The organism is Cytobacillus sp. (assembly GCF_964223445.1).
Lineage (GTDB): Bacteria > Bacillota > Bacilli > Bacillales > Cytobacillaceae > Cytobacillus.
Genome location: NZ_CAXQGS010000058.1, coordinates 1 through 25,106, shown reverse-complemented (window position 1 = coordinate 25,106; position 25,106 = coordinate 1). Strand labels below are relative to the sequence as shown.

Annotated in this window: 27 protein-coding genes and 1 riboswitch; of the genes, 20 read left to right on the top strand and 7 right to left on the bottom strand. The window is 41.8% G+C overall.

The window, feature by feature from the left end; all coding sequences use genetic code 11:
• Window positions 1-158: 158 nt before the first annotated feature.
• From ACEQ1T_RS11010 to ACEQ1T_RS11000, 3 genes are all read left to right on the top strand, one after another.
• The gene (locus ACEQ1T_RS11010; protein WP_370222915.1) at window positions 159-1,544 is read left to right on the top strand and encodes an alanine/glycine:cation symporter family protein; all 1,386 of its coding nucleotides are present in this window, start codon (window positions 159-161) and stop codon (window positions 1,542-1,544) included.
• Between the two features lie 131 nt (window positions 1,545-1,675).
• The gene (locus ACEQ1T_RS11005; RefSeq protein ID WP_206842287.1) at window positions 1,676-2,773 is read left to right on the top strand and encodes a carbohydrate kinase; all 1,098 of its coding nucleotides are present in this window, start codon (window positions 1,676-1,678) and stop codon (window positions 2,771-2,773) included.
• 14 nt (window positions 2,774-2,787) lie between these two features.
• Window positions 2,788-3,699 (top strand): pseudouridine-5'-phosphate glycosidase, encoded by a 912-nt coding sequence (locus ACEQ1T_RS11000; RefSeq protein WP_370222913.1) that lies wholly within the window; start codon window positions 2,788-2,790, stop codon window positions 3,697-3,699.
• Between the two features lie 216 nt (window positions 3,700-3,915).
• Here ACEQ1T_RS11000 and ACEQ1T_RS10995 read toward each other — a convergent pair whose 3' ends face one another.
• Together ACEQ1T_RS10995 and ACEQ1T_RS10990 are read right to left on the bottom strand one after the other, a co-directional pair.
• On the bottom strand, window positions 3,916-4,527 hold the full coding sequence (locus ACEQ1T_RS10995; protein ID WP_370222911.1) for a class D sortase: 612 nt from the start codon (window positions 4,525-4,527) through the stop codon (window positions 3,916-3,918).
• Complete coding sequence (locus tag ACEQ1T_RS10990) at window positions 4,528-4,869, bottom strand: helix-turn-helix domain-containing protein (RefSeq protein WP_370222909.1); 342 nt, start codon at window positions 4,867-4,869, stop codon at window positions 4,528-4,530. It lies immediately after the preceding gene.
• A gap of 243 nt (window positions 4,870-5,112) precedes the next feature.
• Here ACEQ1T_RS10990 and ACEQ1T_RS10985 point away from each other — a divergent pair, with 243 nt between their 5' ends.
• From ACEQ1T_RS10985 to ACEQ1T_RS10955, 7 genes are all read left to right on the top strand, one after another.
• On the top strand, window positions 5,113-5,784 hold the full coding sequence (locus tag ACEQ1T_RS10985) for a hypothetical protein (RefSeq protein WP_370222907.1): 672 nt from the start codon (window positions 5,113-5,115) through the stop codon (window positions 5,782-5,784).
• Window positions 5,785-5,789: 5 nt separating this feature from the next.
• Window positions 5,790-6,365, top strand: coding sequence for a signal peptidase I SipW (gene sipW / locus ACEQ1T_RS10980; protein ID WP_370222905.1), 576 nt, complete (start codon window positions 5,790-5,792; stop codon window positions 6,363-6,365).
• A 79-nt stretch (window positions 6,366-6,444) separates the two neighbouring features.
• Window positions 6,445-7,179, top strand: a complete 735-nt coding sequence (locus ACEQ1T_RS10975) for a TasA family protein (protein WP_370222903.1) — start codon at window positions 6,445-6,447, stop codon at window positions 7,177-7,179.
• A gap of 73 nt (window positions 7,180-7,252) precedes the next feature.
• Window positions 7,253-8,155 (top strand): hypothetical protein, encoded by a 903-nt coding sequence (locus ACEQ1T_RS10970; RefSeq protein ID WP_370222902.1) that lies wholly within the window; start codon window positions 7,253-7,255, stop codon window positions 8,153-8,155.
• Between the two features lie 39 nt (window positions 8,156-8,194).
• Window positions 8,195-8,542 carry a DUF5658 family protein gene (locus ACEQ1T_RS10965; RefSeq protein ID WP_370222946.1) on the top strand — a complete coding sequence of 116 codons (348 nt, stop codon included), beginning with the start codon at window positions 8,195-8,197 and terminating at the stop codon, window positions 8,540-8,542.
• A gap of 51 nt (window positions 8,543-8,593) precedes the next feature.
• Complete coding sequence (locus ACEQ1T_RS10960) at window positions 8,594-8,845, top strand: hypothetical protein (RefSeq protein ID WP_370222901.1); 252 nt, start codon at window positions 8,594-8,596, stop codon at window positions 8,843-8,845.
• 142 nt (window positions 8,846-8,987) lie between these two features.
• Window positions 8,988-9,076, top strand: a riboswitch (cyclic di-GMP riboswitch).
• Between the two features lie 27 nt (window positions 9,077-9,103).
• Window positions 9,104-9,253 carry an anti-repressor SinI family protein gene (locus ACEQ1T_RS10955; protein ID WP_179289014.1) on the top strand — a complete coding sequence of 50 codons (150 nt, stop codon included), beginning with the start codon at window positions 9,104-9,106 and terminating at the stop codon, window positions 9,251-9,253.
• A 99-nt stretch (window positions 9,254-9,352) separates the two neighbouring features.
• Here the strand turns inward: ACEQ1T_RS10955 and ACEQ1T_RS10950 are convergent, their stop codons facing one another.
• Window positions 9,353-9,676 carry a helix-turn-helix domain-containing protein gene (locus ACEQ1T_RS10950; protein WP_048010430.1) on the bottom strand — a complete coding sequence of 108 codons (324 nt, stop codon included), beginning with the start codon at window positions 9,674-9,676 and terminating at the stop codon, window positions 9,353-9,355.
• Window positions 9,677-9,856: 180 nt separating this feature from the next.
• A complete protein-coding gene (mnmH, locus tag ACEQ1T_RS10945) occupies window positions 9,857-10,915 on the bottom strand; it encodes a tRNA 2-selenouridine(34) synthase MnmH (protein ID WP_370222900.1) in 1,059 nt (352 codons plus the stop codon).
• A 372-nt stretch (window positions 10,916-11,287) separates the two neighbouring features.
• Here mnmH and ACEQ1T_RS10940 point away from each other — a divergent pair, with 372 nt between their 5' ends.
• The 4 genes from ACEQ1T_RS10940 (at window position 11,288) to ACEQ1T_RS10925 (ending at window position 14,962) form a co-directional block, all read left to right on the top strand.
• Window positions 11,288-12,595: an FAD-dependent oxidoreductase gene (locus tag ACEQ1T_RS10940; protein WP_370222898.1), complete on the top strand. Its 1,308-nt coding sequence runs from the start codon at window positions 11,288-11,290 to the stop codon at window positions 12,593-12,595.
• A complete protein-coding gene (locus ACEQ1T_RS10935) occupies window positions 12,585-13,574 on the top strand; it encodes a trans-aconitate 2-methyltransferase (RefSeq protein ID WP_370222897.1) in 990 nt (329 codons plus the stop codon). The genes ACEQ1T_RS10940 and ACEQ1T_RS10935 overlap by 11 nt, the downstream gene beginning before the upstream one ends.
• A gap of 60 nt (window positions 13,575-13,634) precedes the next feature.
• A complete protein-coding gene (gene treR, locus ACEQ1T_RS10930) occupies window positions 13,635-14,363 on the top strand; it encodes a trehalose operon repressor (RefSeq protein ID WP_370222896.1) in 729 nt (242 codons plus the stop codon).
• A gap of 83 nt (window positions 14,364-14,446) precedes the next feature.
• A complete protein-coding gene (locus tag ACEQ1T_RS10925; protein ID WP_370222895.1) occupies window positions 14,447-14,962 on the top strand; it encodes a type 1 glutamine amidotransferase domain-containing protein in 516 nt (171 codons plus the stop codon).
• A 322-nt stretch (window positions 14,963-15,284) separates the two neighbouring features.
• Here ACEQ1T_RS10925 and ACEQ1T_RS10920 read toward each other — a convergent pair whose 3' ends face one another.
• Window positions 15,285-15,515 carry a DUF1128 domain-containing protein gene (locus ACEQ1T_RS10920; RefSeq protein WP_009334896.1) on the bottom strand — a complete coding sequence of 77 codons (231 nt, stop codon included), beginning with the start codon at window positions 15,513-15,515 and terminating at the stop codon, window positions 15,285-15,287.
• A gap of 250 nt (window positions 15,516-15,765) precedes the next feature.
• Between ACEQ1T_RS10920 and ACEQ1T_RS10915 the strand changes: the two genes are divergently transcribed.
• Both ACEQ1T_RS10915 and ACEQ1T_RS10910 read left to right on the top strand, forming a co-directional pair.
• Window positions 15,766-16,146: a YtxH domain-containing protein gene (locus tag ACEQ1T_RS10915; protein WP_370222893.1), complete on the top strand. Its 381-nt coding sequence runs from the start codon at window positions 15,766-15,768 to the stop codon at window positions 16,144-16,146.
• A 19-nt stretch (window positions 16,147-16,165) separates the two neighbouring features.
• Window positions 16,166-16,990, top strand: a complete 825-nt coding sequence (locus ACEQ1T_RS10910) for a YihY/virulence factor BrkB family protein (RefSeq protein WP_370222892.1) — start codon at window positions 16,166-16,168, stop codon at window positions 16,988-16,990.
• Window positions 16,991-17,338: 348 nt separating this feature from the next.
• On the opposite strand, the gene ACEQ1T_RS10905 is transcribed toward ACEQ1T_RS10910, so the two are convergent.
• Together ACEQ1T_RS10905 and ACEQ1T_RS10900 are read right to left on the bottom strand one after the other, a co-directional pair.
• A complete protein-coding gene (locus ACEQ1T_RS10905; protein WP_370222890.1) occupies window positions 17,339-19,261 on the bottom strand; it encodes a heavy metal translocating P-type ATPase in 1,923 nt (640 codons plus the stop codon).
• A 439-nt stretch (window positions 19,262-19,700) separates the two neighbouring features.
• Entirely contained in the window at window positions 19,701-20,879 is a 1,179-nt protein-coding gene (locus ACEQ1T_RS10900) for an MFS transporter (protein WP_370222888.1), read from the bottom strand.
• A gap of 160 nt (window positions 20,880-21,039) precedes the next feature.
• On the opposite strand from ACEQ1T_RS10900, the gene ACEQ1T_RS10895 reads away from it, so the two are divergent.
• The 4 genes from ACEQ1T_RS10895 to ACEQ1T_RS10880 form a co-directional block, all read left to right on the top strand.
• Window positions 21,040-21,423 carry an OsmC family protein gene (locus ACEQ1T_RS10895; protein WP_206842373.1) on the top strand — a complete coding sequence of 128 codons (384 nt, stop codon included), beginning with the start codon at window positions 21,040-21,042 and terminating at the stop codon, window positions 21,421-21,423.
• A gap of 145 nt (window positions 21,424-21,568) precedes the next feature.
• Window positions 21,569-22,711 carry an acyl-CoA dehydrogenase family protein gene (locus ACEQ1T_RS10890; protein ID WP_370222886.1) on the top strand — a complete coding sequence of 381 codons (1,143 nt, stop codon included), beginning with the start codon at window positions 21,569-21,571 and terminating at the stop codon, window positions 22,709-22,711.
• A gap of 346 nt (window positions 22,712-23,057) precedes the next feature.
• Window positions 23,058-24,119 (top strand): calcium/proton exchanger, encoded by a 1,062-nt coding sequence (gene cax / locus ACEQ1T_RS10885; protein WP_206842386.1) that lies wholly within the window; start codon window positions 23,058-23,060, stop codon window positions 24,117-24,119.
• Between the two features lie 439 nt (window positions 24,120-24,558).
• Window positions 24,559-25,106, top strand: a 548-nt coding sequence (locus tag ACEQ1T_RS10880) for a YfkD family protein (protein WP_370222884.1), incomplete at its 3' end; no start/stop codon positions are given.

Genomic DNA, 25,106 nt, shown 5'->3' with positions numbered 1-25,106 from the left:
TATTCACCTGCTTAAAATAGTTACCTAGCTAACTATACATGAAATCTATGAAAATGTCTACCTCACTTATTCTTTATGCTAACTAAGTGTTTAACTGGCAAATAAAAGGGAATAGAGTTATAAGGGCAACTGTGCATAACAATAAGGGGGAAATTTTTTTGGATACGTTATTAGAATTCGTAGGAGATATTTCAGGATGGCTGTGGGGATATCCCATCATCCTATTATTAGCCGGAACAGGGCTGTATTTAACCTTTTTGCTTGGTTTCTTCCAGTTCCGTTATCCGGTATATATTTTTAAGCAAACATTCGGAAGTGTTTTTAAAAAGCCGAAGGGAAAAGGAACCGTTACACCATTGCAGGCACTCACATCTGCACTGGCTTCAACCATTGGTGCCGCGAACATTGTAGGTGTACCGGCAGCCATCATGTTTGGAGGTCCGGGTGCTGTCTTCTGGATGTGGGTCATTGCCCTCATTGGAATGGCCATCAAGTTCTCGGAAAGTGTTTTGGCCATTAAGTACAGAGAGAAAAATGAAGATGGAGAATATGTGGGCGGCCCTATGTATTACATGACAAAAGGGCTGAACATGAAGTGGCTTGGAGTGATCTTTGCCTTCGCACTGATGATTGAACTGATCCCAAGCATCATGGTACAGGGAAATGCAGTAGCCGCTGCGGTTGGCGAGACATTTAAAATTGATGGCTTGTATACCGGAATTGCTGTAGCAGTACTTGTTTCTTTAGTTGTTTTTGGCGGGATTCAGAGAATCGGCAAAGTCACCGAAATCTTTGTTCCGTTTATGGCGCTCATCTATGTAGGCGCGGCGTTAGTAGTCTTATTTATGAATCTGGGCAAACTTCCTGAAGTGTTGGAATTAATCTTCACTTATGCGTTTCAGCCAATGTCTGCAATGGGCGGATTTGCCGGAGCGGCAATTGGCGAAATCATTCGCTGGGGATTTGCACGAGGATTATATTCCAATGAGGCAGGACTCGGGACGGCACCGATCGCCCATGCAGCAGCCACAACCGATCACCCGGTGCGACAGGGCTTCTGGGCGATTGTCGGTATTGTTGTTGATACGCTGATTGTTTGTACTGCAACTGCATTTGTTGTCCTATCCTCCGGGGTGTGGACAAGGGAAGGGGCAATGAAAGATCCTTCAGCCCTGACAGCAGCGGCATTTACGGAATACTTTGGGTCATTTGGAGGTATTCTTGTAGCTGTATCACTGGTATTCTTTGTCATTTCAACGATAATTGTCGTAGTCTTTTATGGATCCAAAATGGCAGAATTCCTTTTTGGCTCTTTTGCTGGAAAAGCCATTAAAGTGGTTTACATTGCAGCCATTGTTCTTGGTTCAGTGGGAGCAGCGAAAACGATCTGGCAGTTCCTTGACCTGGCTCTTGCCATGATTTTGATACCAAACATCGTGGCTGTTCTGCTTCTAAGCAAAGAGGTTAAACAGCTGAAAAACGAGTTTTTCACTTCGGAAAAGTATTATTTAAAGGATATTAAAAAAGACGATAATGCTGCGTAAAAAGTGGTCTCCCGTAAGGCGGGAGGCTTTTTTATTAACTTGGCAAATTTTTTGAAAAATAACACTTGTATTACAAATGGACATAAGTCTATAATATAGACAAAAGTTTAATAAGGCAGGGCTGATCAATTATGAATGATAAAGAAATATTGATTTTGCAGCTGATTAAAGAAGATCCATTTATTGCCCAAAACGAGCTGGCTGAAAAAACGGGACTCTCCAGGTCTGCGGTAGCCGGCTATATCTCTTCACTGACCAAGCAGGGGAAAATTCTTGGCAGAGCTTATGTCCTGCCTCAAAAGAAAGAAGTGCTTTGCGTGGGAGGGGCCAATGTGGACAGAAAAATCCAGACAACTGGCCAGCTCCAATACGGAACTTCGAACCCTGCAGAGAGCTCCCAATCCTGCGGCGGAGTGGCCCGCAACATTGCTGAAAACCTTGGCAGGCTGGGCTGTGATGTGGGTTTGATGACAGTAGTGGGAGATGATCCGGAAGGCGAATGGCTTCTTGAATATACGAAAGCTTTTGCGGATGTCACTCCTTCACAGTCGCTGGCAGGAACCACTACCGGTACCTATACAGCTGTGCTTGATAATGAAGGAGAAATGGCTGTAGCACTAGCTGATATGTCCATTTATGAAAGCGTTAGCAGAGAATTTGTTGAGAAAAAGTGGGGTTACCTGGCATCTTCGGAAATGGTGATTCTGGATACAAACTTCCCGCCCAAGGTTTTAGAACAGATTATTACAAGGTGTTACGAAGAGAACATTCCGCTTTGCATCACTCCTGTTTCTGCACCAAAAATAAAAAATCTGCCGGAAGATTTGAAGGGTGTTACCTGGCTGATTGCCAACAAGAATGAGGCAGAAGCACTTACAGGGATGGAGATCAGCAATGAAGGAGACTTCTTCAAGGCAGCACAGGAAATTATGAAAAAAGGCGTTGGAAAAGTCGTCATCAGCCGGGGAGATAAAGGGCTGATCTACTTTACAAGCACAGGGGAAGCAGGTGTGCAGCTTCCTCCGAAAGTAAAAATTGCTGATGTCACTGGGGCAGGCGACTCCCTTGTATCGGGAATTATATTTGCCCATTTAAAGGGCTTGGGCACAGAGGATGCGTGCAAAATCGGGATGTCCTGCTCCATGCTGGCTCTGCAGTCCCTAGAAACCGTTAATCCGAATTTAAACAACACACGCTTGCAGGAAACATTCAAACAATATTTCGACTAAGGAGAAGTGACATCATGTTAGAAAAATGGCTTGAGTACTCAGAAGAAGTGTTAGAGGCAAAGAAAGCAAATAAACCGGTTGTTGCCCTTGAATCCACAATTATTTCACATGGAATGCCGTATCCCCAAAACGTTCAGACAGCAAAAGAGGTAGAAGAAATTATCCGCAAAAACGGTGCGGTTCCAGCAACCATTGCCATTTTAAACGGGAAAATTAAAATTGGTCTGTCTGATGAGGAGCTGGAGTTCCTGGCCCAAAGCAAGGACGTGGAGAAAGCAAGCCGCCGCGATCTGCCATATCTGGTGGCTAAGAAGAAAAATGGTGCAACAACTGTAGCGGCCACCATGATCTGTGCAGAGCTTGCCGGTATTGAAGTCTTTGTTACAGGCGGAATAGGCGGAGTTCACCGCGAAGCTGAAATCACAATGGACATCTCGGCTGACCTTCAGGAGCTTGCGCAAACTAATGTGGCCGTTATCTGTGCAGGTGCGAAATCCATCCTGGATATCGGTTTGACACTTGAATACCTAGAAACCCACGGCGTTCCGGTCGTTGGCTTTGAAACAGATGAATTGCCTGCATTCTACACTCGCACAAGTCCGTTCAGCGTGAACTACCGGGTCGACAATGCAGAAGAAGCAGCCGAAATGATCCGCACAAAGTGGGAACTGGGCCTAAAAGGCGGCGTTGTGATTGCCAACCCAATCCCTGAAAAAGATGCACTGGAAGAAGCGTTTATCACAAATGTTATTGAAACTGCTCTTAAAGAAGCAAAAGAAAACAACATTGCCGGCAAAAAAGTAACACCATTCCTTCTTGGAAAAGTGAAGGAATTAACAGAAGGAAGAAGCTTGACGGCGAACATTGCATTGGTGAAGCATAATGCCGAAGTGGGTTCTAAGATTGCTGTTAGTTTGAATAAGTAAGGGGAAAAGCCAGACTTAAGAGTCTGGCTTTTTATATTGATAGAATGATAGCTGTGATGATGATGGCTAAATAGAATAGTAATCTTAAGAAATTGATCATCAGGATCTGTCCCTTCTGGAAACCCATATATTAGATGATATGTACAGGTTCTTGGATGGGGGAAGGGTGTTTGTCTATATACAGTAAAAAGGGCACTTTCCTGGTGGATGTGCCTCTTAATTTTGTATTCTTTTGGCATTCAGGATATACCGGGAAGGGGCATTTCCCACATAAAAGAAGGGATAGCAGGTGGAAACAGTGAGAATTTCGTTAGGAGCGGTGGATCGGATCACAGTGGTATCGTCTGCATCAACAATCTTGGAATCGGTAATTTCATATGTAAACTCACCATATGGCATGCTGACTTCAAAAATATCCCCGGTTTCAAGTTCGCCGAGGCTGCGAAATACTGTATCCCGATGCCCAGATAATAGAATCTGATCAGGCTGCCCTGGAAGTACAGTTGTGGAGTAATGCCCAACCCCTTTTTCCAGTTCATCCTCATCTGTTCCTTCTATAATGGGAAGTTCAGCACTCAAGCGGGGGATCTTTAATATTCCAATGGCTTCACCCTGCTCAAAGGAAACATCTATAGGATGTTCTGTTTGGAGAACACTTTTGCTTTCTTTGCTCACTTCGTTTTGAATTCTTTCTTGTGCCTGGACTAAAGAATCCATGGTTTTCTTCTCCTGAGCATACATTTCCTGCAGCGAGAACAGGACCAATCCGCCTCCGATTAAGATAAGGAAGGAGGCAGCAATAATCAGCAAACGGCCTTTGACCTTCAACTAAACTTTACCTCCATTCATCTTCTTAAATTTAATAAAGTCCAAATAATAAGCGAAATCCTCTTTCGTGATTCCCTGCCTGATTGCTTCTTCAACAAGGGAAACCCACTCCTCATCCAGCTTAGACAAGTCGGCAATTTCATCTTTGTTCTCTTCCAGCAGATCTTCAAGATTAGCATCCAGTGTCCTGGCTATTCTTGATAAGACCTGCAATGAAGGGTTTTCCTGTATGCCTCTCTCAATGTAGCTCAAATACGATTTGGATACCTCGGCTTTTTCAGAAAGCTCATTAATTGAGTATCCCTTCTTGATTCTTAAGCTTTTAATCCGGCCACCTATCATAGGCATAATACTCCCTTATCATAAAATGTAAAGATATTTTCATTATAACGAACAAAACGTTCAATAAAAAATACAAAATAATGAGAATTCTTGAGGTATTCTTAGAAAAAGAACGAAAAACGTTCTTTAAAACGAAAAAACGGCTGAATTTGGAATTTTTCAAAATAAGACGGATGGACTATACTCGACTTATCGGTTCGATAAAAAGAACAAAAAAGTTTTTGTGAAGAACGGGGGAGGCCTTTGGAAATCTACCCAAGCAGGAAAGCCAGGAGCCGGAAGGAGCTTTATAAGAAAAAGAAAAGACTTATCTATCTTTTGCAGGTATTCATTCTTTACATTGGATTAATCAATCTTAGTTTTATAACAGGAAGCACAGTTTCATATTTTAGTGATCAAGAAAACATTTCGGGCTTAGTAAGCAATATGGAAGATTTCTGTGATGACAAAGACTATAAGAAAAAGTATAAAACTGCCTGTAAGGATAATTCCGGGATAGGCAATGGCTGTGAAGAAGTTGATATGAAAGAAGAGAAATGCTCAGAAGAGGACTATGATCCAGACAATCCAAAACATGGAGACAATGATGATCATCCAAAGAAAGGAAATCCAAAAAATAAAAACAACGGCCCTGCAGATCAAGAAGAATCCAGTATAGAAAAGGACACGGCAGAAGTGGATGAATCAAAGGAAACTCTAGTTGAAGAAATATCAGGTGAAGAAACCAGCTCAGGAGAGAATGAAAAGAAAAAAGAGCCTCCAACTGATGGGCCATCTCCGGAAGAAACCCAAACAGATACACCAGTGGAAACAGACCAGCAATCCACTGGGAATTCTGCAACTGAAGCTAATTCTGCTGAAACGGCAGATACAACCATTAAAGTAAACTCTGCAAATGAAGCAGGTGAGGAGTGATTAAATTGAAATTAGCTTTGAAAATATTCAATCACATTGTATCAGCAGTTCTCGTTCTTGTATTGATTTGCTCCTTTTACATTATGCTCAGCTCTAAAATAACTGGAGGGCAGCCTTCCATTTTCGGAAATCAGCTTATGCTGGTTCTCTCAGGATCCATGGAGCCTAATATTTCTACAGGCTCTGTTGTAGGAGTAAAAGCTGTTAATGATAAAACAAACCTGAAAAAAGATGATGTCATTACTTTTTACTCTCCAATTAAGGAAAATACTATTGTTACCCATAGGATCATAGATGTTAAGGGTGCAGGGGAGTTTACAGAGTATATCACACAAGGTGATAACAACCAGACAGAAGATCCAAGACCAGTTCCAGCTCAAAAGGTAATCGGTAAATTTTCAGGATTGGAAATCCCTTATCTTGGATATGTATTGCAGTTTCTTCAGTCTAAAAGCGGGATAGCACTAAGCTTAATCATACCGGGTCTTATTCTCATTATTTACAATGTCATCTCACTTTGGAGAGCTTTCTCTAAGGCTGCTGAAGGTAAAGAGTCGGATGACGCGCAGCAAACAGCATAATTACTTTGATTTCTATCCCAGGTAAAGCCAGGGATTGAGATAAATATTTTAGCTACATATATAAGAGGAGGAAAAAACAATGAATTTGAAAAAGAAAATGCTTACAGGGGTATCATCAATTGCACTAGGAGCAGTAGCAGTAATGGGAGGAACATTCGCTTATTTCAGCGACGAAGTTGAAGCAGAAAGCAAATTCACTAATGGAACATTAAACCTTCAGCCGGAGGCGCCATACTTAGAGCACTTCACTTTGACAAATTTCAAGCCTGGAGATAAGTTAGAAGCGTTGGTTCATAACCAAGAGCCTGCAATGGTTTTAAACAACCAAGGCACATTGCCGATGAATGTATTTATGAAAATGGATTCAACAGATGTTAAAGGCAGCAAAGATGCCTATATAGTAAAAGAATTGAAGTTTGGCGGAGAAGATCTGTTGGCAAAATATTTACCTGGTGATACTGAAGTCACTCTAGCTGAGCTTGATACTGCGCTAGAGGGAGATACAACACTTAATGGCAACAATATTGCTGGAGTGGGCAAGTATATTGGTTACTTAGATGCTCCTGGAACAAATGCTAGCGCAATCAAAGCTGTAACATATGCGATTGAGTTCAAGGATACAGGTTTACCTCAAAATGACCTTCAAGGCGATGAAATTACAATTGATTTCAAGTTTACTGGCCTTCAGTATGAAGGAGAAACGTTTAATCAAGCTAACGGAAACATTGATAACGGTTCTACTGGCGGAGGTGGCAACTTCGAGAGAATTGATAACGTAAACGAAAGAACAACAGCAGACGACAAGACTAACTAATGAATCATAAGCGGAGGGTGGGATCATTCCCACCTTCTTTACTATCAAAATTCTCTTAAAGAAGGGAATCTAAATGAATAGGAAATTATTTAAAGTTTTTACTTTCTTGTCAATATTGAGCTTGCTTTTCCTTTTGTACACGCCACTTTCCAAAACAGAGGCCGACCAAGTTCCGGATTATATTGATATTGATACATTTCCGCAAAATATTTTCATTGATATGGGAGAATTGAAACCAGGAGATAAAATTATTACAACGATTAATATACAAAACAAAGGAACCATCGACTTTACTTATTTTACGTATTCAGAGTTTTTAGAGGGCTCTTTACCATATTTTAATGCGCTGAAAGTCACAATTAGTGATGAAGGAAATCATATTCTTTATAATGGATTTCTTCATGGTTTGAAACACCTTGACCCGAGAAAGCTCCCAATTTTTAAGAGTGAGGAACTAAAATTTTTATTTGAAATACCGTATGAACTTGGGAACGAATACCAAGGATTGACTAGTTCATTTAATTTAGTATTCTCAGCGGAAGCACCAGAAACTAAACCTCCAACATGCGAAGAAGATTCAACCCAGTCAGGCTGTGAAAAACCGCCAAGCTGTGAAGAAGATCCAATCCAGTCAGGCTGCGAAGAACCGCCAAGCTGTCAGGAAGATCCAACCCAGTCAGGCTGTGAAGAACCGCCAAGCTGTAAAGAAGATCCTTCGCAACCAGGCTGTGAGGAGCCTCCAGTTGATGTTCCGGTAAATCCTCAGGGACCAAATAATCCGTCAGAATCTGGAAACGGAGGAACTGAACCTGAGAAACCTGAGAATGACACATTAAAAAATGCAAACAATACTAATAACCTACTCCCAGATACTGCAACAAATATTTATAATCTACTTTTAATAGGCGGGTTGTTATTTGTCTCAGGTGCTGTAATATTACTGATTTACATTAGAAAAACTCACCGCGAACTTTAAGGCCCTGAGGAACATTATCTTCATGGCCTAAATTTTTTAATTATTGAACTGCTTAAAAATAAGCTCAAAAGTGGTGATCACATAAAAAAGCTGTTTTATTATCTTGCCTTCTTAAATTTACTGGACGGATTTCTTACTGCACTTGGACTCCACTTTAATGTGATAGAAGAAAGCAATCCGCTAATGCGCAATCTTTATGACCTGCATCCTTTTTTATTTCTTTCTCTTAAAATAATTCTTTCTTGTTTACTTATCTTTTTATCAATATTTATCTCTGCAGAATCTAGAGTGAAGCTGTTTGCAGCAGGAGCTTCAGTTGTGTATTCAATCGTATGTCTGCTGCACTCTGTTTGGATTTTCTCATTAATTGTTAACAGCATTCATTAAAATCTAATTAGGAAATATATTATCAATATAAATAAGTTCAGGCGGTGTCCCATGTACAAAAAAAACTGCACTAAATGCCATAACTCATCTTTCAGCAGCAGTGAAACCGGAGAGTGGCTGTGCCCGGTTTGCGGAAATGACTTAACGAATGAAATATTTCTGGATGCAATGACACGGGAAGTAGTCCATATTGTCTATAAGAAAAAGAAACATTCACACACATATTCCCTTCAGCAAATTAATAAGAATTATAGGAAAAGAATCGGTCATTCTTACTATTCGAAACAGAGGACAATTAACTGATAATGGGAAACCTCAGAATTTTTGTCGAAAAACAAATTAATTTAATATTAAAATAATTAATTATATTTACAAAATAAGACACCATTAGCAATACGGCCATAGTAGAATACATTTATGGTAAAAATTTCTTTGAGCCGATAGGCGCAGAAAAAGGCAAACTCATTGAAAGATGGGGACGCAAAGTCACGGGTCTAAGGTATTGGACAATACTACGATGGCTGGGTTGCCTGGAATACGATACGTATCCTGGGGGGAAGAATGTTGACGGAGCAAAATGTAAAGGTTGAAGGAATTGATTTGGAGTGGCTGCAGTTAATTATGGAAGCAAAGAACTTAGGCCTGCAAAAGGAAGAAATTAGAGAGTTTTTACATAATAACAGAGCCAAAGAGGTTCTGATCGAAGCATAATATCCGGTATGGCTAAGTATTTCTGTTAGAGGCATCTCTATATGGAAATGCTTTTTATTTTGGCATAAAAATAAGCCTGTATATTCAGGCTCATTACATCTATGATTTTTGTCCGCTTCTCCACTTATTAAAATCCAAAAACTCCCGAAATTGCTCCTTCGAAACACCAGACTCCATCGCTTCCTTCACAATTTTCATCCATTCTGAATCAAGATCTTCCTTGTTGATTTGCTCATGAATTAAATGATCCACGGGGACATTCAGAACACCAGCAATTTTTTCAAGGAATTGAATCGATGGGTTGGTTTGCAGATTGCGCTCAAGTGAGCTTAAATATGATTTTGCCACACCAGCCTGGTCCGCAAGCTCGGATAAGGACATTTTCTTTTCCTGGCGAAGTTTTTTTACACGATCACCGATCATGGTATACCACACACCTTATTTTGTATGTAATAGGATTATATCATATATTTAGTTCCATATTAAGAACGATTTGTTCAATATTATTATCATCATACCACAGTGTCAACCGATTTAAATAGTTAGTTATCTAAGTTTTATAAAAATATATCTTTTGTCGCTCGCAAAAAGTAATGCTCCGCGTCAGAGGACGGGAGCATTTTGCTTTTCAATAATGTCAATAATTTGCTGTGCAGCTGCTTCCACATCATCTGCATTCACGTGGTGGAATTGACCTTCATAGTCATGCTGCTTAAAGGCATAGCGTGGATCGTAATAGTGTTCTAATAAAAGCTTGATAAATAGCTCGTAGTTTCCTGTTTCAGCTGATTCATCCAGCTGCTCGCGGATTTCAGTATCTTTCAGACGTTTTTTAATAAACACAAGGCTTTCATCCACTTTCGGTTTGAACCATTCTTCTTTATGATAAGGCTCAACATAGTCACGAATGATGCGCTGGACACGGGATTCCATGCTGGCGAACATATCAATGTGAATTCCGGTTTTTTTGGTATGGAGCAGCTCGTCCGGCTGAACAACCTTGCCTATTCGTTTGCTTTCGGCTTCCATAATAACATTAGGGGAACCTTTAACCTTAGAAAGGGCTTGATACAATAGAGCATCAAACGTTTTCTGTGTGCTGCCGTTTCCCATGCCAAAGGATCCGAAGATCGATCCGCGATGTCCTGCCATTTCTTCAAGGTCAATAACAGGATATCCTTTTTCGCTTAACACCTTCAGCACATCCGTTTTCCCTACGCCGGTCATTCCGTGCAGAACAACTGCTTTTTCAGGAATCAAGTCTGCTGTGTTTTCAAGTATATATTGACGGTACGCTCGATAGCCCCCAATTAAACGGGGGATTGAAACGCCCGCATATGTGATAAATGTAGTAACGGCCTTGCTGCGCATTCCGCCGCGCCAGCAGTAAATGACAGGCTGTAAGCCATCATTTTTAAGTTCTCTGATTTTCTGCATCATGGACGGAATTTTAGGTGAAACGATTTCCATCGCTCTCCACTTAGCCGCATCAGATCCTTCTTTTTTATATAGTGTTCCGATTTCTACACGTTCTTCATTAGTGAAAAGCGGCACATTGACAGCACCGGGAATGCTGCACTCCTCAAATTCAATTGGAGACCTGACATCGACCGGAACTGCGTTGTCCATTTGGATATATTGTTCGACTGCTATTTCTCTCATTTTAATGCCTCCAAAAAATAAAGTGAAACTTCAATCAGTGGGGGTTTTTCCCGCTGATTGTTAGTTGAACTAATCGGGCCTTACGGGCAGTTTGGGCCACGTTAATTCAACTTTGAATTTTACTGCAGTTTTAAATGGGGATCTTACTGCCCGTTAGACTGCGATAATGCTATATATCGCCCGTAAAGGAACGTTAATTGATTTTACTCTCTCTATTATACAGGATTTTGAAAATATAGGTGTCACCCACAATCATACTCCTATTTTCAAAAGTTTGTTCTTATAATTTTTTCCAGACATTGTAATATCAGCATATCCATTGGTTTTGCTTTTTAAAAAGGAGGTTAAATAAAAGGCAAAGGTGGTGGAAACATGTCCTTGAATACAGAGGTTGCAATTGTGGGCGGAGGGATTGGCGGTTTGACGCTGGGATTGAAGCTGGCTCAAGCCAATATTGATGTCCTCGTTCTGGAAAAGCTGGATGCCCCATCTTCCGTTTATAAAGGCGAACTCCTGCAGCCGAAGAGCCTGAATATTTTTAAGCGGTTGGATGCTTTGGATGTAATCCGCGAGAATGGCTTTTCATTTTCCCGAATTGCGTTCGAGGAAGGGGAAAAAGAGTTTGCCATGGATTATAGCATCCTGCCGGGGGATTATGATTACTCCCTCATGATCGAGCATGAAAAGCTGAAAGGAATCCTTCTTAAACGGGCGCTTCAATATCCAAGCTTTCATTATTTGTCAGGGACCCTGGCAAAAGGCTATGACAATGGCAAATTAATGGTTGAGCGGAAGGATGTAAAGGAGCAGCTGACAGTGAAGGCAGACTTTTTTATAGGTGCTGAGGGAAGGAATTCCATAACAAGAAAAGTAATGAACAGCAAGATTAAAAAGATTGAGTACAATCATCAGTTTTTAACTGTCACGTTCCCCCGGCCTAAATCATTGGAGGAAGGGAAGATCATTTCTAAAGATGAACGGTTCCTCGGATTATTTCCGCTGCCGGATGCGAAGGTACGGTCTGTCTATTTAATTCCGGAGGGCACTTATAAGGAACATCTCAAAAAAGGAATTCACCATTTCCATCAAATCTATTTAGAGCTTTTTCCGGAATTGGAGGGGTATGTGACCAGGCTGAAAAATTGGAAGGATATTCAGCTAATGATTCCGACAGCCTTTTATGCAGATAAATATGTGGACGGAAAACTCGCTATTTTGGGGGATGCAGCCCATACGGTCCACCCGATGGCAGGTGAAGGGATGAATATGGCGATTCAGGATGCGGATGTGCTTGGTGAATTGCTTGCCGAGATGTATGCGAGCGGAAGAATTTCGCCGGACAAGCTTAAATGGTATGAAAAAGTCAGGAAGCCCCGGGCTGAAAACATGATTAGCCTCAGCCATTTATCGGCCTTAGCCTATTCTTATTCCAACCGGGTTATTACTGGAATACGCCGTAAAGGCCTGAAGCAGATCGAAAGAGATAAAACCCTGCAATATAAGCAAATGCTGAATGTTTCGGGCCTTGGATATTGGTCAGAGAGCCTGTGGGACCGATTGATTCAGGCAGGAATGCTGCCGGCAAGAAGAACAGAATTATCAGCGGCGGATAAAAGCCATTATTTATATACAGAAAAAGATGACTATCCCTGGAAGAAGGTTGAACAGTATGATAAATGAATATTTGAGATTACTAAAAGCACGAAATTGGATGAAAAAGAACCAGCCGTTTTTGTACAGCTGGCATGCGTATGTAGGCTTCGAGCTTGACCTTTTTTCCCAGTTCCGCAGCTGGAAAACAGTAAAAGAGGTGGCATCAAGCAAAAATCTTCAGGAAGAGCTGCTTTTAAGGTGGGTGGAGGTGGGGCTTTCGATCCGCCATTTGAAAAAGAAAGGGAAGGATAAAATTAAGACAGCATCTAAATTCAGTCTTCCATCCACGCCGAAAAACCCCCGATCCACAGGAATCATCCTGAAGGAAATGATGGAATTGCATATCCCGACTTTACTCTCTTATCCAGAACTGCTCCGTTCCAATAAGAAAAACACTTTTGACCATGAAGAGCATGGACCTACCGTAGCAAGAACCTCTTCACTGCTTGAACAGCTTGCACTGCCGCGTCTGATGAAAACCATTAAGAAAAACAAAATGGTAAGAATCATAGACATTGGCTGCGGGGAAGGCGGCTATTTAAGCAGAATCAGCCAAAAGTTCCCGCAGGCAAAACTGGCAGGCATTGAAATTAATGAAGAGGTCGCAGATTCTGCCCGAACCAATTGCAGGGATATTCCTAACATTAATATTGTCACAGCTGATGTCCAGGAATACTCTCCTGAGCATCAGGCTGATTTAATTATGGTCAATAACTTGCTTCATTACATTCAGCCGGAGGATCGCAAGCAGCTGCTATCCCGCTTGAAAGGCTGGCTAAGCCGGAAAGGATCCATAACTATTATCACGCCCATTCTTCATTCGAAAAAAGGGGAAGAGTTTTCAAGTGTTTTTAACAGCTTCTTCTCAGCATTTGAAAATCTATATCCAACCCCGACTGAGGAGGATATCCATCAAATCGCTAAAGAGCTGAAGCTGAAAGTAAAAACCTTCAAGCCGGTCGTAACCGAAGGAGGGTGGTATTTCATCCAGCTGTCCAACAGGTAAATGAAAGCAGGCTGGATAAATGGTAGAATGGTGTAAAACATGACTGAAATGGTGATTTAAATGAGAAATAATAAATATTTAGTGATTTATGAGGAGCTTGCCCAGCAAATACAGGAAGGCAAATATCCTGCCCGATCCATTCTGCCATCAGAACATGAATTAACAGAGATGTATTCCACTTCAAGAGAAACCATCCGCAAAGCTTTGAATTTGCTTGCACAAAACGGCTTTATCCAGAAAATCCGCGGAAAAGGATCGATGGTCCTTGATTTAAAAAAGCTGCAGTTCCCCATATCGGGACTGGTCAGCTTTAAAGAGCTGGCCGGGAAAATGGGTCAGCGTGCCGAAACGATTGTGGACGAATTTTCACTTATACAGCCTGACGCAGAAAAGATGAAGCATCTCCAAATTGATAAAAGTGAAAAGGTATGGAAAGTGTATCGTGTCCGAAAAATTGAAGATGAGCGGATAATTTTGGACAAGGATTTTTTAGTTGAGAAATATGTCCCGGGCTTAACCAAAGAAATATGCCAGAGCTCTATTTTTGCATATATTGAGGGCGAACTCGGGAAAAAAATCAGCTTTGCCAAAAAGGAATTTACAGTGGAAGAACCAACAGCTGAAGATCGCAGGCTCCTTGATATGGAAGGATTCCATGCCATAGTTGTGGTGAAAAATTATATTTACTTTGACGACGCCACCCTTTTTCAATACACAGAATCCAGGCATAGACCCGACAAATTCAGGTTTGTTGACTTTGCCAGAAGAATGGACAGCGGGGTGTTTTAAAGGTGAACATGCATTTTTACGTTTAAGATTGTCCATTCAGGGAAATCTCCTTATGTGAAGATTTTTCAAAGGAGATGTTATAAATGAGTAAAAAAATCGCATGCTTAATTACCGAAATGTTCGAGGATAGTGAATACACGGAACCTGCCCAAGCATTTAAAGAAGCCGGCCATGAAGTTGTGACAATTGAAAAGGAACAAGGCAAAGCTGTTAAAGGAAAACAGGGTGAAGCCACTGTTCAAATAGATCAAAGCATTGATAACGTAAATTCGAAGGACTTCGATGCCCTGTTCCTGCCAGGAGGATTCTCACCGGACCAGCTTCGTGCCGATGACCGATTTGTTCAATTTACAAAATCCTTCATGGACGAAAAGAAACCAGTATTCGCGATCTGCCACGGACCACAGCTGCTGCTGACAGCCAAGACACTCGAAGGCCGCGACGCAACCGGCTACAAATCCATCCAAGTCGACATGGTATACGCAGGAGCCAAATTCCAGGACTCAGAAGTCGTCGTCTGCCAAAACCAGTTAGTCACAAGCCGCCAGCCAGATGATATTCCGGCATTTACACGTGAATCGCTTAAGTTGTTAGGTTAATGAAATGACAGCCCTCTGCCTGACTTGGCAGGGGGTTTTTAATTGTTGATTAATGAATTTTTTTCGGGGATTATCCATCCAGGTTTTGATTTCCAAAAATTCCTAATTAATACCGTGCTGATTGGAGCGGAAGGCAGGAGACTCCTACGGGAGTAGCGAACCAGGGGAGACCCCGCAGGCGGTCACGCCGAGGAGGCTCCCGGTAGCCCCGTGGAAAGCGAGTGCCTGCAGCGAAAATCAGCACCCAAATCAACAGCTGCAAATTATGTTTATAAGGATACAACCAATCAAAAAAGAAGCCATCAATAGGCTGCTCCAATAATTATTTATTCTTCCTCAAACTCCCCAGCTCTTCCACCAAAGCCTGCATTTCATTAGGACTAAACGAATCCTTTTTCATGACAAGATCATAAATATCCTTCAATTCCTCATACATTTCCTCATCAAAATGAGAAGGCTTAATAGCACCTAAGTTTAAAACCTTCAGCTTTTCCTTAATAGCCTCAATCATAAACTCAACATTCTCAACCGATTTCTCCGACAAATTATTCATTCCCAACACCCTCTCATAGCTATGTATTTGAACGCTCACGCTTTTCTTATCATCTTTCCACGATATCAGCAAATTGTCAACATAAATTAGACTTGCATGTACCATGGAAATTAGTAGAAAATAAAGGAGAAGTTTGGACAAATTATATAGGATCCTTCAAAAAAAGAACGAGTCAGGTTTCGTCAACTGGAAAATAGGGAAAAATTGAACCAAATTTTCATATAATAATTTTGCTAAAGGAGAATAAAATATGGGGAAATCATTGTTTTGGAAAGGTGTACTATATGGAGCACTTGCAGGCGGTGCGCTAAGCCTTCTTGACAAATCCACAAGGGAAACCGTTTTTGACAATTGCCGGAAAACGTCCAGCAATGTCGGCTATTACATAAAACACCCAAGTGAAGCCGTGAATCAGGTGAAGGATGTTTCCAACAAGGTCAAAACAGCTATTGACCAGGTTAGTGAAGACGTTGCTTTTATTACTGAAACAGTGGAAGAAATAAAAGAAATGGCACCGGAAGTAACACAGATTGTCCAGAATACAAAGCAGGCCTTTTCAGATATTAAGCAGAAGGGATCAAGTGACTTGCCGGAAAAATCTTCTGACGATTCAGTTCAGATTCCGCATTAAAAACAAGTGAGGTGTTGGAATGGGACGAACTTTTTCGGCACTGATTCCAAACTTATGGAAGAGAGTAGAAGAAGATGATGTGTTTGGACTTGCTGCCCAATTGGCGTATTTCTTTCTTCTCTCTCTTTTTCCGCTGCTGATTTTCCTGGTCACACTCGTTCCTTATTTGCCGATCACACAGCAGGATATCTTAAATGTTGTACGTGATTTTGCACCAGGAGAGACCATGAAGCTCATTGAAACCAATATCTATGAAATTACGCAAAGAAATGGAAAGCTGCTTTCCTTTGGGATCATCGCTACGCTCTGGTCAGCTTCAAATGGAATCAATGCTGTGGTGAAGGCGTTCAATAAGGCGTATGACGTAAAGGAAACCCGTCATTTTATTATTGCACGCGGGATGGCGATATTACTGACGTTTGCGATGATTTTTGTGTTTGTGCTGGCGCTGCTCCTTCCTGTTTTTGGGAGACAGATTGGTTTGTTTATATCTTCGGAATTTGGTTTGTCAGGTCAATTTCTGGCGATTTGGAATATGGTTCGCTGGTTAGTGAGTCCATTTATCCTTTTTATGGTGTTTACAGGGCTATACTGGATTGCCCCCAATAAAAAGTTAAAGTGTATTAGTGTTGTACCTGGTGCCATTTTCGCAACAGTCGGCTGGGTGCTGTCATCCCTTGCCTTTTCATACTATGTCAGCAGCTTCGGCAATTTTTCCGCTACCTATGGAAGCATTGGGGCCATTATTGTGCTTATGATCTGGTTTTACATATCCGGGATTATCATCATTCTTGGCGGGGAAATCAATGCCATCAATTCCAGGATCAATAAAGAGGATTGCTGATGAAAAAGTTTCCTTCTTAAAAAAGCACTTTCCGTAACACAATAGTAATGGGGGAAAATGAATTCTTCAGGAGGGCATTGATATGACAAAACACACGAAAAAAGACGGCGGCACAAAGCAAAAAGGCAAAAATAAACCTAAGCAAAAGACATCCGGATCTGCTAACGGGCAGAACGGCTACCATTAATAAGAAAAGCGGAAGCACCTAGCTCACGTAGGACCGCAGACTAAGAACGCCACGTCCTGTGGGAACGTCTGCATGGCCCGTATCCCGTGGGCCTCACCTCGAGTTGGCAGGCTGCTGCGCTAGACAAAAAAAGCCTGGGAAACTGAGTTCCCAGGCTTTCCTTATGATCTCAATAACCTTAGACTGTTTAAAATAACTAAAATGGTAGACCCTTCATGGCCGATTACTCCATAAGGAAGGTCAAGTATCTGCAGGAAATTGGATGCAATTAAAAACATAATGACCGTTATTGAAAAGATGACATTTTGTTTGATAATGCGATTCATTCGGCTTGAAAGTTCAATGGCTTCGGCAATTTTTGGCAGGTCATTTTTCATTAACACAACATCAGCTGTTTCAAGCGCTACATCCGTTCCTTCGCCCATGGCAATTCCGACATTTGCCGTTGCAAGGGCAGGGGCATCGTTAATTCCGTCACCGACCATGGCGACATTGCTGTATCTTTCCTTTAGCTTTTTCAAATGCTCAACCTTGTTTTCAGGCAGGCACTCGGCAATATGCTCATTGACATGGCTTTCGCTGGCAATGGCTGCTGCTGTTGTCTGGCTGTCTCCAGTAAGCATAATGGTGTAAATTCCTTGCTGCTTCAATAGATCAATAGCCTGTTTGGTTTCTTCACGGACAACATCCTTGAGGGAAATAAGGCCAATGACTTCTTCATTTTTCTGTATAAATACAACAGTCTTTCCTTCACTTGCCATGCGATCGGCTGCTCCATTTGCAAATGCCTTGGCCTCAGTTTTACCAACAAAAGAGGCTTTGCCGATTTTCCATTCATCCTGATCAACTTTGGCTTTCACTCCAAATCCGGTAACATCTTCAATGCTCTCCGGACGAATAAGGGATTCTGACAGTGTTTCCTTGGCATATTTGACAATGGCATTTGCGAGCGGGTGGTTTGAATGACTCTCGATAGAAGCTACCTTCAGAAGCAGATCTTCCCCGGAAAGACCATCCTTGACTACTACATCAGTTACTTCCGGTTTTCCTTTTGTCAGTGTGCCGGTTTTATCAAAGGCGATCGCTTTAAGATGACTTAAGTTTTCGAGGTGCACGCCGCCTTTAAACAGTATCCCGTGTTTCGCTCCATTCGAAATGGCTGATAAAGTCGCGGGCATGATTGATGCAACCAGGGCACAAGGTGAAGCGACGACGAGCAGAATCATTGCCCGATAAAAGGTTTCTGTCCAGCTCCATCCTAAAAGAAAGTGAGGAGCAAACATCATTAAAACGACAACAGTCAAAACCACTTTGACATAGGTTCCTTCAAACCTTTCAATGAAAAGCTGTGAAGGAGACTTCTCGCTTTGGGCTGATTGCACCAGTTCAATAATTTTTTGGAAAAGAGTTTCATTATTTGGTTTTGTTATTTCAACTGTAATCGATCCGTTTAAATTCACAGTACCGGCAAAGACCTGGTCATCTGCTCCTTTGGAAACTGGAAGTGATTCACCCGTGATGGCTGCCTCATCCAATGATGAAATGCCTTTTATGATCATTCCATCCGATGGAACCCGCTCACCTGGTTTTACCAGGATTAAATCCCCGATTTCCAGCTCAGACACATGCACACGTTCCTCAGCCCCATCTATGATCCTCAGGGCTTCTTCTGGCTGCAGTTCCATGAGGGAAGAGATTTCTTTATGGCTTTTGTTCATGGTATATGTTTCTAATGCGCCGCTGACCGCGAAGATGAATATCAGGATGGCGCCTTCTGTCCAATAGCCAATAATCGCTGATCCGATCGCAGCGAATATCATCAGCATTTCAACATTCAGTTCTTTATTCTCGATGGTCTCTTCGATGCCTTCTTTTGCTTTCGCAAAGCCGCCGATAATGAAAGCCAGCAGGTAAGCTGCAATTGATGCAGCTTCCATTTCGCTTCGGTCTAATAACCAGCCTGCCAGAATCAATACACCGCTTAAGAGAGCGGCAATCAGTTCAGCATGTGGCTTGATTTTTTCTAAAAGGTTTTCTTCAGATACTCTGCTGCTTTTAAGCAATGCCTTTGCCTCCATACTCATCGTTTGTCCTCCTAAAAATGAATTTAAAGTTTTGTCAGTTGTCTTATTGAGAAGAATAATCACATTCAATACCCCTAAAAAACGACGAAAGCTGCCACCAATTAGGTGACAGCGTTAAAATCCAGTCATACAGGTAATGCAGCTAGCATTATGCAAATATTGTATTCTATTACACTTATATTACTATATAGCCTATGAAAAGAAAAGTTAAACAGTTACTTTTCTTTTTATATTTAAACTTGTTAGCTTCTAATGTAGCCCGTTACTTTCCGCGGGGAGGCATGAGAGCCTCCTCGGCTTCGCCTGCGGGGTCTCTCACTTCCCTCTCCTCCCGCAGGAGTCAAGTGCCCTCCGCTACAATCAACTCAGCAGGTAAAACTTTATTTGTATTTCAAGGCCAAACTATCATATAACCTTTGTAAATTCTGCTATACCGAAATTAAAACGACTGGCTCTTCTCCAATATCTGCTGTTTATTCCCAAATAATGTGACGGCGACAAAGATAATCAAAAGCATGACACTGATAATATTGAAGAAGCTTATGGATTTGAATAGTTCAATGAACAGGCCGCCGAAATAGGGGCCAATCAGGCTGCCAATGCTAAATGCTACTCCGCATAGCAGGTTGCCGGTTGGAAGCAGGTTTTTTGGCATTAAGTCTGCCATATAGGTGATGCCAAGTGAAAAGGTTGATCCGACGGCCATGCCGGCAATGAATAAGCAAACTGTCAGAGCAAAGACCAATTCTTCGAGCATGCTTGCGGCGACGAAGCTGATAAACCCGATAAAAAGAACACTCATTAACACATTGCGTCTTCCGAATTTATCACTCATGATTCCTAAAGGAAGCTGGAATATGATTCCGCCAATTGCAAAAGAAGTCAGCAGCAGCGAAACGCTTGAAACTTCCAGCCCGATGCGCAGGCCGTAAATAGGGAAGCTGCCGTTCAAGGAGGCTTCAAGAAACCCGTAGCCCAACGCAGGCAAGAAGGCAACCCATCCATATTTCGTAGCTTTCGAAAAACGCTTCATTGTCTCTCTGAATGAGTTGATTTCAATGGACTGTTCTGGAAAGTCATTTTTCAATGTAAATAAAAACAGCCAGGCAATCAGACACAGTATGGAAGAAATGACAAACGGCAGGGTTTCATTAATTTTGACAAGGGGTGCCATTAATGGCCCTACTCCAAATCCTACCCCGAAGAAAAGTCCATATAATGAAATATTCCGGCCGCGCTTGTTTTCAGGTGAAAAGGATGTGATCCATGTTTGTGTGCCGAAGTGCAGGGCATGGTCTCCAATTCCAATTAACAGCCGGAGAATGAACCAAAACCAAAAGGATTTCCAGAGAGGGAAAAGGATGAGAGATACCACCACTAATAAACCTCCAAGGATAATAACCGGTTTGTAGCCGTATTTGCGCAATGGATATTCCATAAAAGGAGAGATGAGCAGGATCCCAATGTATAAACCTGTTGCATTCAAACCATTTAAGCTTGAGGAAATGCCGTCATTTTCAAAAATAATTGCAATTAAAGGAAGCAGCATTCCCTGGCTAAAACCTGAGATGGCCACAATGCTGATGAGAATCCAAAACCGCAACGTTTCTTTATTCATATTAAAACCTCATTTTCTGACGTGAAATATAAATGTCTCCTAAATGATGGTATCGGGATTAGGGAATCTTGGCAAGAGAAAGTTGCTGGTCATAATATTTTTGTTTGTAGGTAAAATAGTGTAATCTCTAATATTAATAAGATAAAAAGGGGCGAATACCATGGAATTTAAAATGAAGGAAGAAGCAGGCTTTTATACCGATTTGCCATTTGGACGCCTGGATGTTGCCGGGGATGAAGAGTATGGCTTCAGACCGTACCAGCTGCTTGTCGCTTCGCTGGCTGTGTGCAGCGGGGGTGTTTTGAGGAAAATCATGAAAAAAATGCGCATGGAATTTGAAGACATCGAAATAAAAACCAATGTGGAAAGAAACCCTGAAGTCGCTGACCGTGTTGAGAAGGTACATATTCATTTCATCATAAAAGGAACTGACTTAAATAAGGATAAGCTTCACAAAGCATTGGAATTGACTAGAAAGAATTGTTCAATGGTACGCTCAGTTGAGGGAAGCATTGAAATTGAAGAGACATTTGAACTTATTTAAAACGCAAAAAAGGAAGAGGGTGCCTCTTTCTTTTTTTTATAGGCAAGCTTTTCATCAGGTATCTTTGTGAAGGGTGAATGAAAAATAGTATAATAATTCCTATAAAAATAATAAGAATTAAAAATTTGAAGTGAGGTGCCTCTCAATGAAATTCCAAGACTTACATACAGCCGAAGAAAGAATCCAGCTCATGGAAAAACTCTCGGAAGCGTTTTTATCAAGAGCTGGCAAAAATGATGAAGAGGGTCTTTTCCCCTTTGAAAATATAAAAGAACTTAAAGAATCAGGATATACATCATTAACAGTCCCCAGACGATATGGAGGAAAGGAAATCTCCCTTTCTGAATTTCTCCGCCTCCAGGAAAAAATTGCTGAAGGAGATGGCTCCACAGCCTTATCCATTGGCTGGCATATGGGCATTATCAAAAGCCTGGGCGAGAAAAACAACTGGGATGAATCCATATTTAGGACTTTATGTGAAGAAGTGAAAAAGGGAGCATTAATGAATAACTGTGCAACAGAACCGCAGACGGGCAGCCCTACAAGGGGAGGAAAGCCAGTTACCTCTGCCAGAAAAGAAGGAGATTCTTGGATTATTAATGGCCGGAAGAGCTTTACGACAATGGCTCCTGTGCTTGATTACTTCAATGTGAGCGCCACGATTGAAGAAAGCGGGGAAATAGGGAACTTCTTAATTCCGAGAAGTTCCGAAGGCCTGGAGATAGAGGAAACATGGGACAGCATTGCTATGAGGGGAACGGGGAGCCACGACCTTCTTTTAAAAAATGCAAGGGTTAAGCAGAACGCGCTTGTTGAGCTGTTTCAGCCCGGCAAAAAAGGAGCGGCAGGCTGGCTTCTCCATATACCGGCCTGTTATTTAGGCATTGCACAGGCAGCTCAAGATTATGCCATCACTTTTGCCAAAAATTATTCCCCGAACAGCATTATCGGTGCCATCATTGATTTGCCCAATGTTCAGCAAAAAATTGGCGAGATGGAGCTTGAACTGATGAGAGCACGCCATTTTCTCTATTCCGTTGCAAACAAATGGGATGAAGCAAATGATGAAGCCAGAAGCACGATGCAGCCTGAATTGGGAGCAGTCAAGCTGGCTGTAACAAACGCTGCCATTGCAGTAGTCGATATAGCCATGCGTGTGGCAGGTGCCCGCAGTTTATCAGCAAAAAATCCTCTGCAGCGTTATTACAGGGATGTGCGTGCCGGCCTCCATAATCCGCCAATGGATGATATGACGATTCAGGCCTTAGCAAAAAAAGCTATAAAGTAACCTGGAAGGCAGCTGTCTTAGCAGCTTTAGTTATTGTTTAAAAAAACTTATATCATTGTAGCCCCAATCGCCTGGTGATTGGGCTATTTTGTTGTCTTCAAATCTGAATTAGCTTTAAGTTCGAACAGCAAAAACCGTGGATTGTGTCCGAAGCTGCCCCGAGTTCGGAAAGCAAAAGCCAAATTTTTTGCCTGTTTTTAAAATGCCTAAATCCTGCTCCAAGTTTGAATTTTTACGAAATCGGCTAAAGAGAAAGAACGTTTTACATAAACTCACTGCATATAATCACATAGGCGGGAATGAGCAGGCAATACTAAAAATATTAAAACGTAAGGAGAAAAGAGATATGACTAATAAAATTTTTATGGTATTGGCATTTGCAGGTGTGCCGCTGTCTGTTATCGGAACATTGATGCATTGGTCCAATATTTTGCTGTTTGTGATTTACTGTATCACCATTATCGCATTGGCCAGCTATATGGGAAGGGCGACAGAAAGCCTTGCCATAGTTGCAGGCCCCCGAATTGGAGGGTTGCTGAATGCCACCTTTGGAAATGCGGTTGAACTGATCATATCGATTTTTGCATTGAAGGCCGGCCTGATTAGTGTGGTTCTTGCATCACTGACAGGATCCGTTTTGGGGAATTTACTGTTAGTGGCAGGCCTTTCATTTTTCGTTGGCGGAGTTAAATACAAGACCCAGTCCTTTAATGTCTATGATGCACGCCATAACTCAGGACTTTTGATGTTTGCCGTCATTGTGGCTTTTGTGATTCCTGAAGTGTTTTCAATGACCATGGATGAAGCAGAAACAATTACTTTCAGCATCGGCATCTCGGTCATTTTAATCGCTCTTTACCTAGCGGCTTTGTTCTTCAAGCTGGTCACTCACCGGGGCGTCTATCAAACAAACGAAGAAGGCGGAAGCTCTCATGAGGAGGAAACTCCGGAGTGGAGCAAAGGGAAAGCCATTGCTGTACTTGCCATTGCAACCATTGCCGTTGCTTATGTATCAGAGAATCTGGTTCACACCTTCGAAGAAGTGGGAGAAGCGTTTGGCTGGACAGAACTGTTTATTGGGGTAGTCATTGTGGCAATCGTGGGAAATGCGGCTGAGCATGCTTCTGCCATCATTATGGCTTATAAAAATAAAATGGATATAGCTGTTGAAATTGCTGTTGGTTCCACGCTGCAGATTGCGATGTTTGTAGCACCTGTCCTTGTACTGCTTTCATTGCTGTTCCCGGCTGCAATGCCTCTTGTCTTTACAATGCCTGAGTTAATTGCCATGGTCACATCGGTGCTGCTGATGATTGTCATTGGCAATGATGGAGAAACCAACTGGTTTGAAGGCGCCACTTTGCTGGCAGCTTACGTTATCATGGGAATAGGGTTTTATCTTTTATAGCGCAGACCAAACAGAAAACCGGCTCTGAATAAATCTCAGGGCCGGTTATTTATATGGGTATTTAAGTACTTTTTTAATGGATTATGTTTTTCAGAGAATGGTTCTGTTCGCTTTCAGTCATTGATCACCAACCTTTACGCTGATATTTGACCATTAACCTGACTTGCAGATGACTTAACAAAAAAACGATTCTCCTCCTTTTACATAGTAGTGGGGTTGATTTCCACTGCCCTCCTTTTGTTTAGTAAGCCTATTATAAAACATTATTAGATATTTGTAAATATTCAGATTTTTACAAAATCATTACAAATGAAATATTTTTGATGTTCATTCCTCCTTTAATCACTCTCTAATTTTTCACGGGAGGGATAATATCCACTTTCTCCGAAAAAACTAATATCAACCTAAAAAGATTGTGACTTGAAAGGAGAAAGACATCATGAAAAAATACGTAAGCATTCTTTTTTTAGGTCTTATATTAATGCTGTCATTCCATCCGGCCGCAGAAGCGCAGAAAGGGACTGAGAAATCGGCAAAACAGCCGCCGAAGGCCATTGCTGTCCCTAATTCGGTGCTGAATGTTACAAAGGAAAATACGTATCCGAATCCGGCTCAGGATATGCCCACACTCCAGCCGAGTGAATTAACCCAGCAGCTCATTGACTCATCCAAGGTTAAAATCGAAAATCCGGATCTCATTCGGATGCTGAATGAAACCTCTGTGAGCAGCACTCCGTTTGCACTCGGATACAGAGCCATTGTATATCTCGGTCAGTGGCCGCTTAATTATGAGTCTGCCGAAACCTCCCCTAATTGGGAATATCAGAGGATTAACACGAATTATTTCGACAACCGCGGCGGCAAGGCTCCATACCAGATTCATTACGTACAGGAAGCCCAAAAGGTTGTCCGCGGAGGTCTGACTGCCAAGGTTCCCAATGCCGAGGATGTAAAAAAGATGATGCTTCTCAAAGCCATGGAGAAATC

Coding starts and splice junctions, on each gene's coding strand:
- ACEQ1T_RS11005 (WP_206842287.1), top strand. CDS start 1,676: ATGAATGATAAAGAAATATTGATTTTGCAGCTGATTAAAGAAGATCCA.
- ACEQ1T_RS11000 (WP_370222913.1), top strand. CDS start 2,788: ATGTTAGAAAAATGGCTTGAGTACTCAGAAGAAGTGTTAGAGGCAAAG.
- ACEQ1T_RS10990 (WP_370222909.1), bottom strand. CDS start 4,869: ATGATAGGTGGCCGGATTAAAAGCTTAAGAATCAAGAAGGGATACTCA.
- ACEQ1T_RS10975 (WP_370222903.1), top strand. CDS start 6,445: ATGAATTTGAAAAAGAAAATGCTTACAGGGGTATCATCAATTGCACTA.
- ACEQ1T_RS10970 (WP_370222902.1), top strand. CDS start 7,253: ATGAATAGGAAATTATTTAAAGTTTTTACTTTCTTGTCAATATTGAGC.
- ACEQ1T_RS10960 (WP_370222901.1), top strand. CDS start 8,594: ATGTACAAAAAAAACTGCACTAAATGCCATAACTCATCTTTCAGCAGC.
- ACEQ1T_RS10955 (WP_179289014.1), top strand. CDS start 9,104: ATGTTGACGGAGCAAAATGTAAAGGTTGAAGGAATTGATTTGGAGTGG.
- ACEQ1T_RS10950 (WP_048010430.1), bottom strand. CDS start 9,676: ATGATCGGTGATCGTGTAAAAAAACTTCGCCAGGAAAAGAAAATGTCC.
- mnmH (WP_370222900.1), bottom strand. CDS start 10,915: ATGAGAGAAATAGCAGTCGAACAATATATCCAAATGGACAACGCAGTT.
- ACEQ1T_RS10940 (WP_370222898.1), top strand. CDS start 11,288: ATGTCCTTGAATACAGAGGTTGCAATTGTGGGCGGAGGGATTGGCGGT.
- ACEQ1T_RS10935 (WP_370222897.1), top strand. CDS start 12,585: ATGATAAATGAATATTTGAGATTACTAAAAGCACGAAATTGGATGAAA.
- treR (WP_370222896.1), top strand. CDS start 13,635: ATGAGAAATAATAAATATTTAGTGATTTATGAGGAGCTTGCCCAGCAA.
- ACEQ1T_RS10925 (WP_370222895.1), top strand. CDS start 14,447: ATGAGTAAAAAAATCGCATGCTTAATTACCGAAATGTTCGAGGATAGT.
- ACEQ1T_RS10920 (WP_009334896.1), bottom strand. CDS start 15,515: ATGAATAATTTGTCGGAGAAATCGGTTGAGAATGTTGAGTTTATGATT.
- ACEQ1T_RS10915 (WP_370222893.1), top strand. CDS start 15,766: ATGGGGAAATCATTGTTTTGGAAAGGTGTACTATATGGAGCACTTGCA.
- ACEQ1T_RS10910 (WP_370222892.1), top strand. CDS start 16,166: ATGGGACGAACTTTTTCGGCACTGATTCCAAACTTATGGAAGAGAGTA.
- ACEQ1T_RS10905 (WP_370222890.1), bottom strand. CDS start 19,261: ATGAGTATGGAGGCAAAGGCATTGCTTAAAAGCAGCAGAGTATCTGAA.
- ACEQ1T_RS10900 (WP_370222888.1), bottom strand. CDS start 20,879: ATGAATAAAGAAACGTTGCGGTTTTGGATTCTCATCAGCATTGTGGCC.
- ACEQ1T_RS10895 (WP_206842373.1), top strand. CDS start 21,040: ATGGAATTTAAAATGAAGGAAGAAGCAGGCTTTTATACCGATTTGCCA.
- ACEQ1T_RS10890 (WP_370222886.1), top strand. CDS start 21,569: ATGAAATTCCAAGACTTACATACAGCCGAAGAAAGAATCCAGCTCATG.
- cax (WP_206842386.1), top strand. CDS start 23,058: ATGACTAATAAAATTTTTATGGTATTGGCATTTGCAGGTGTGCCGCTG.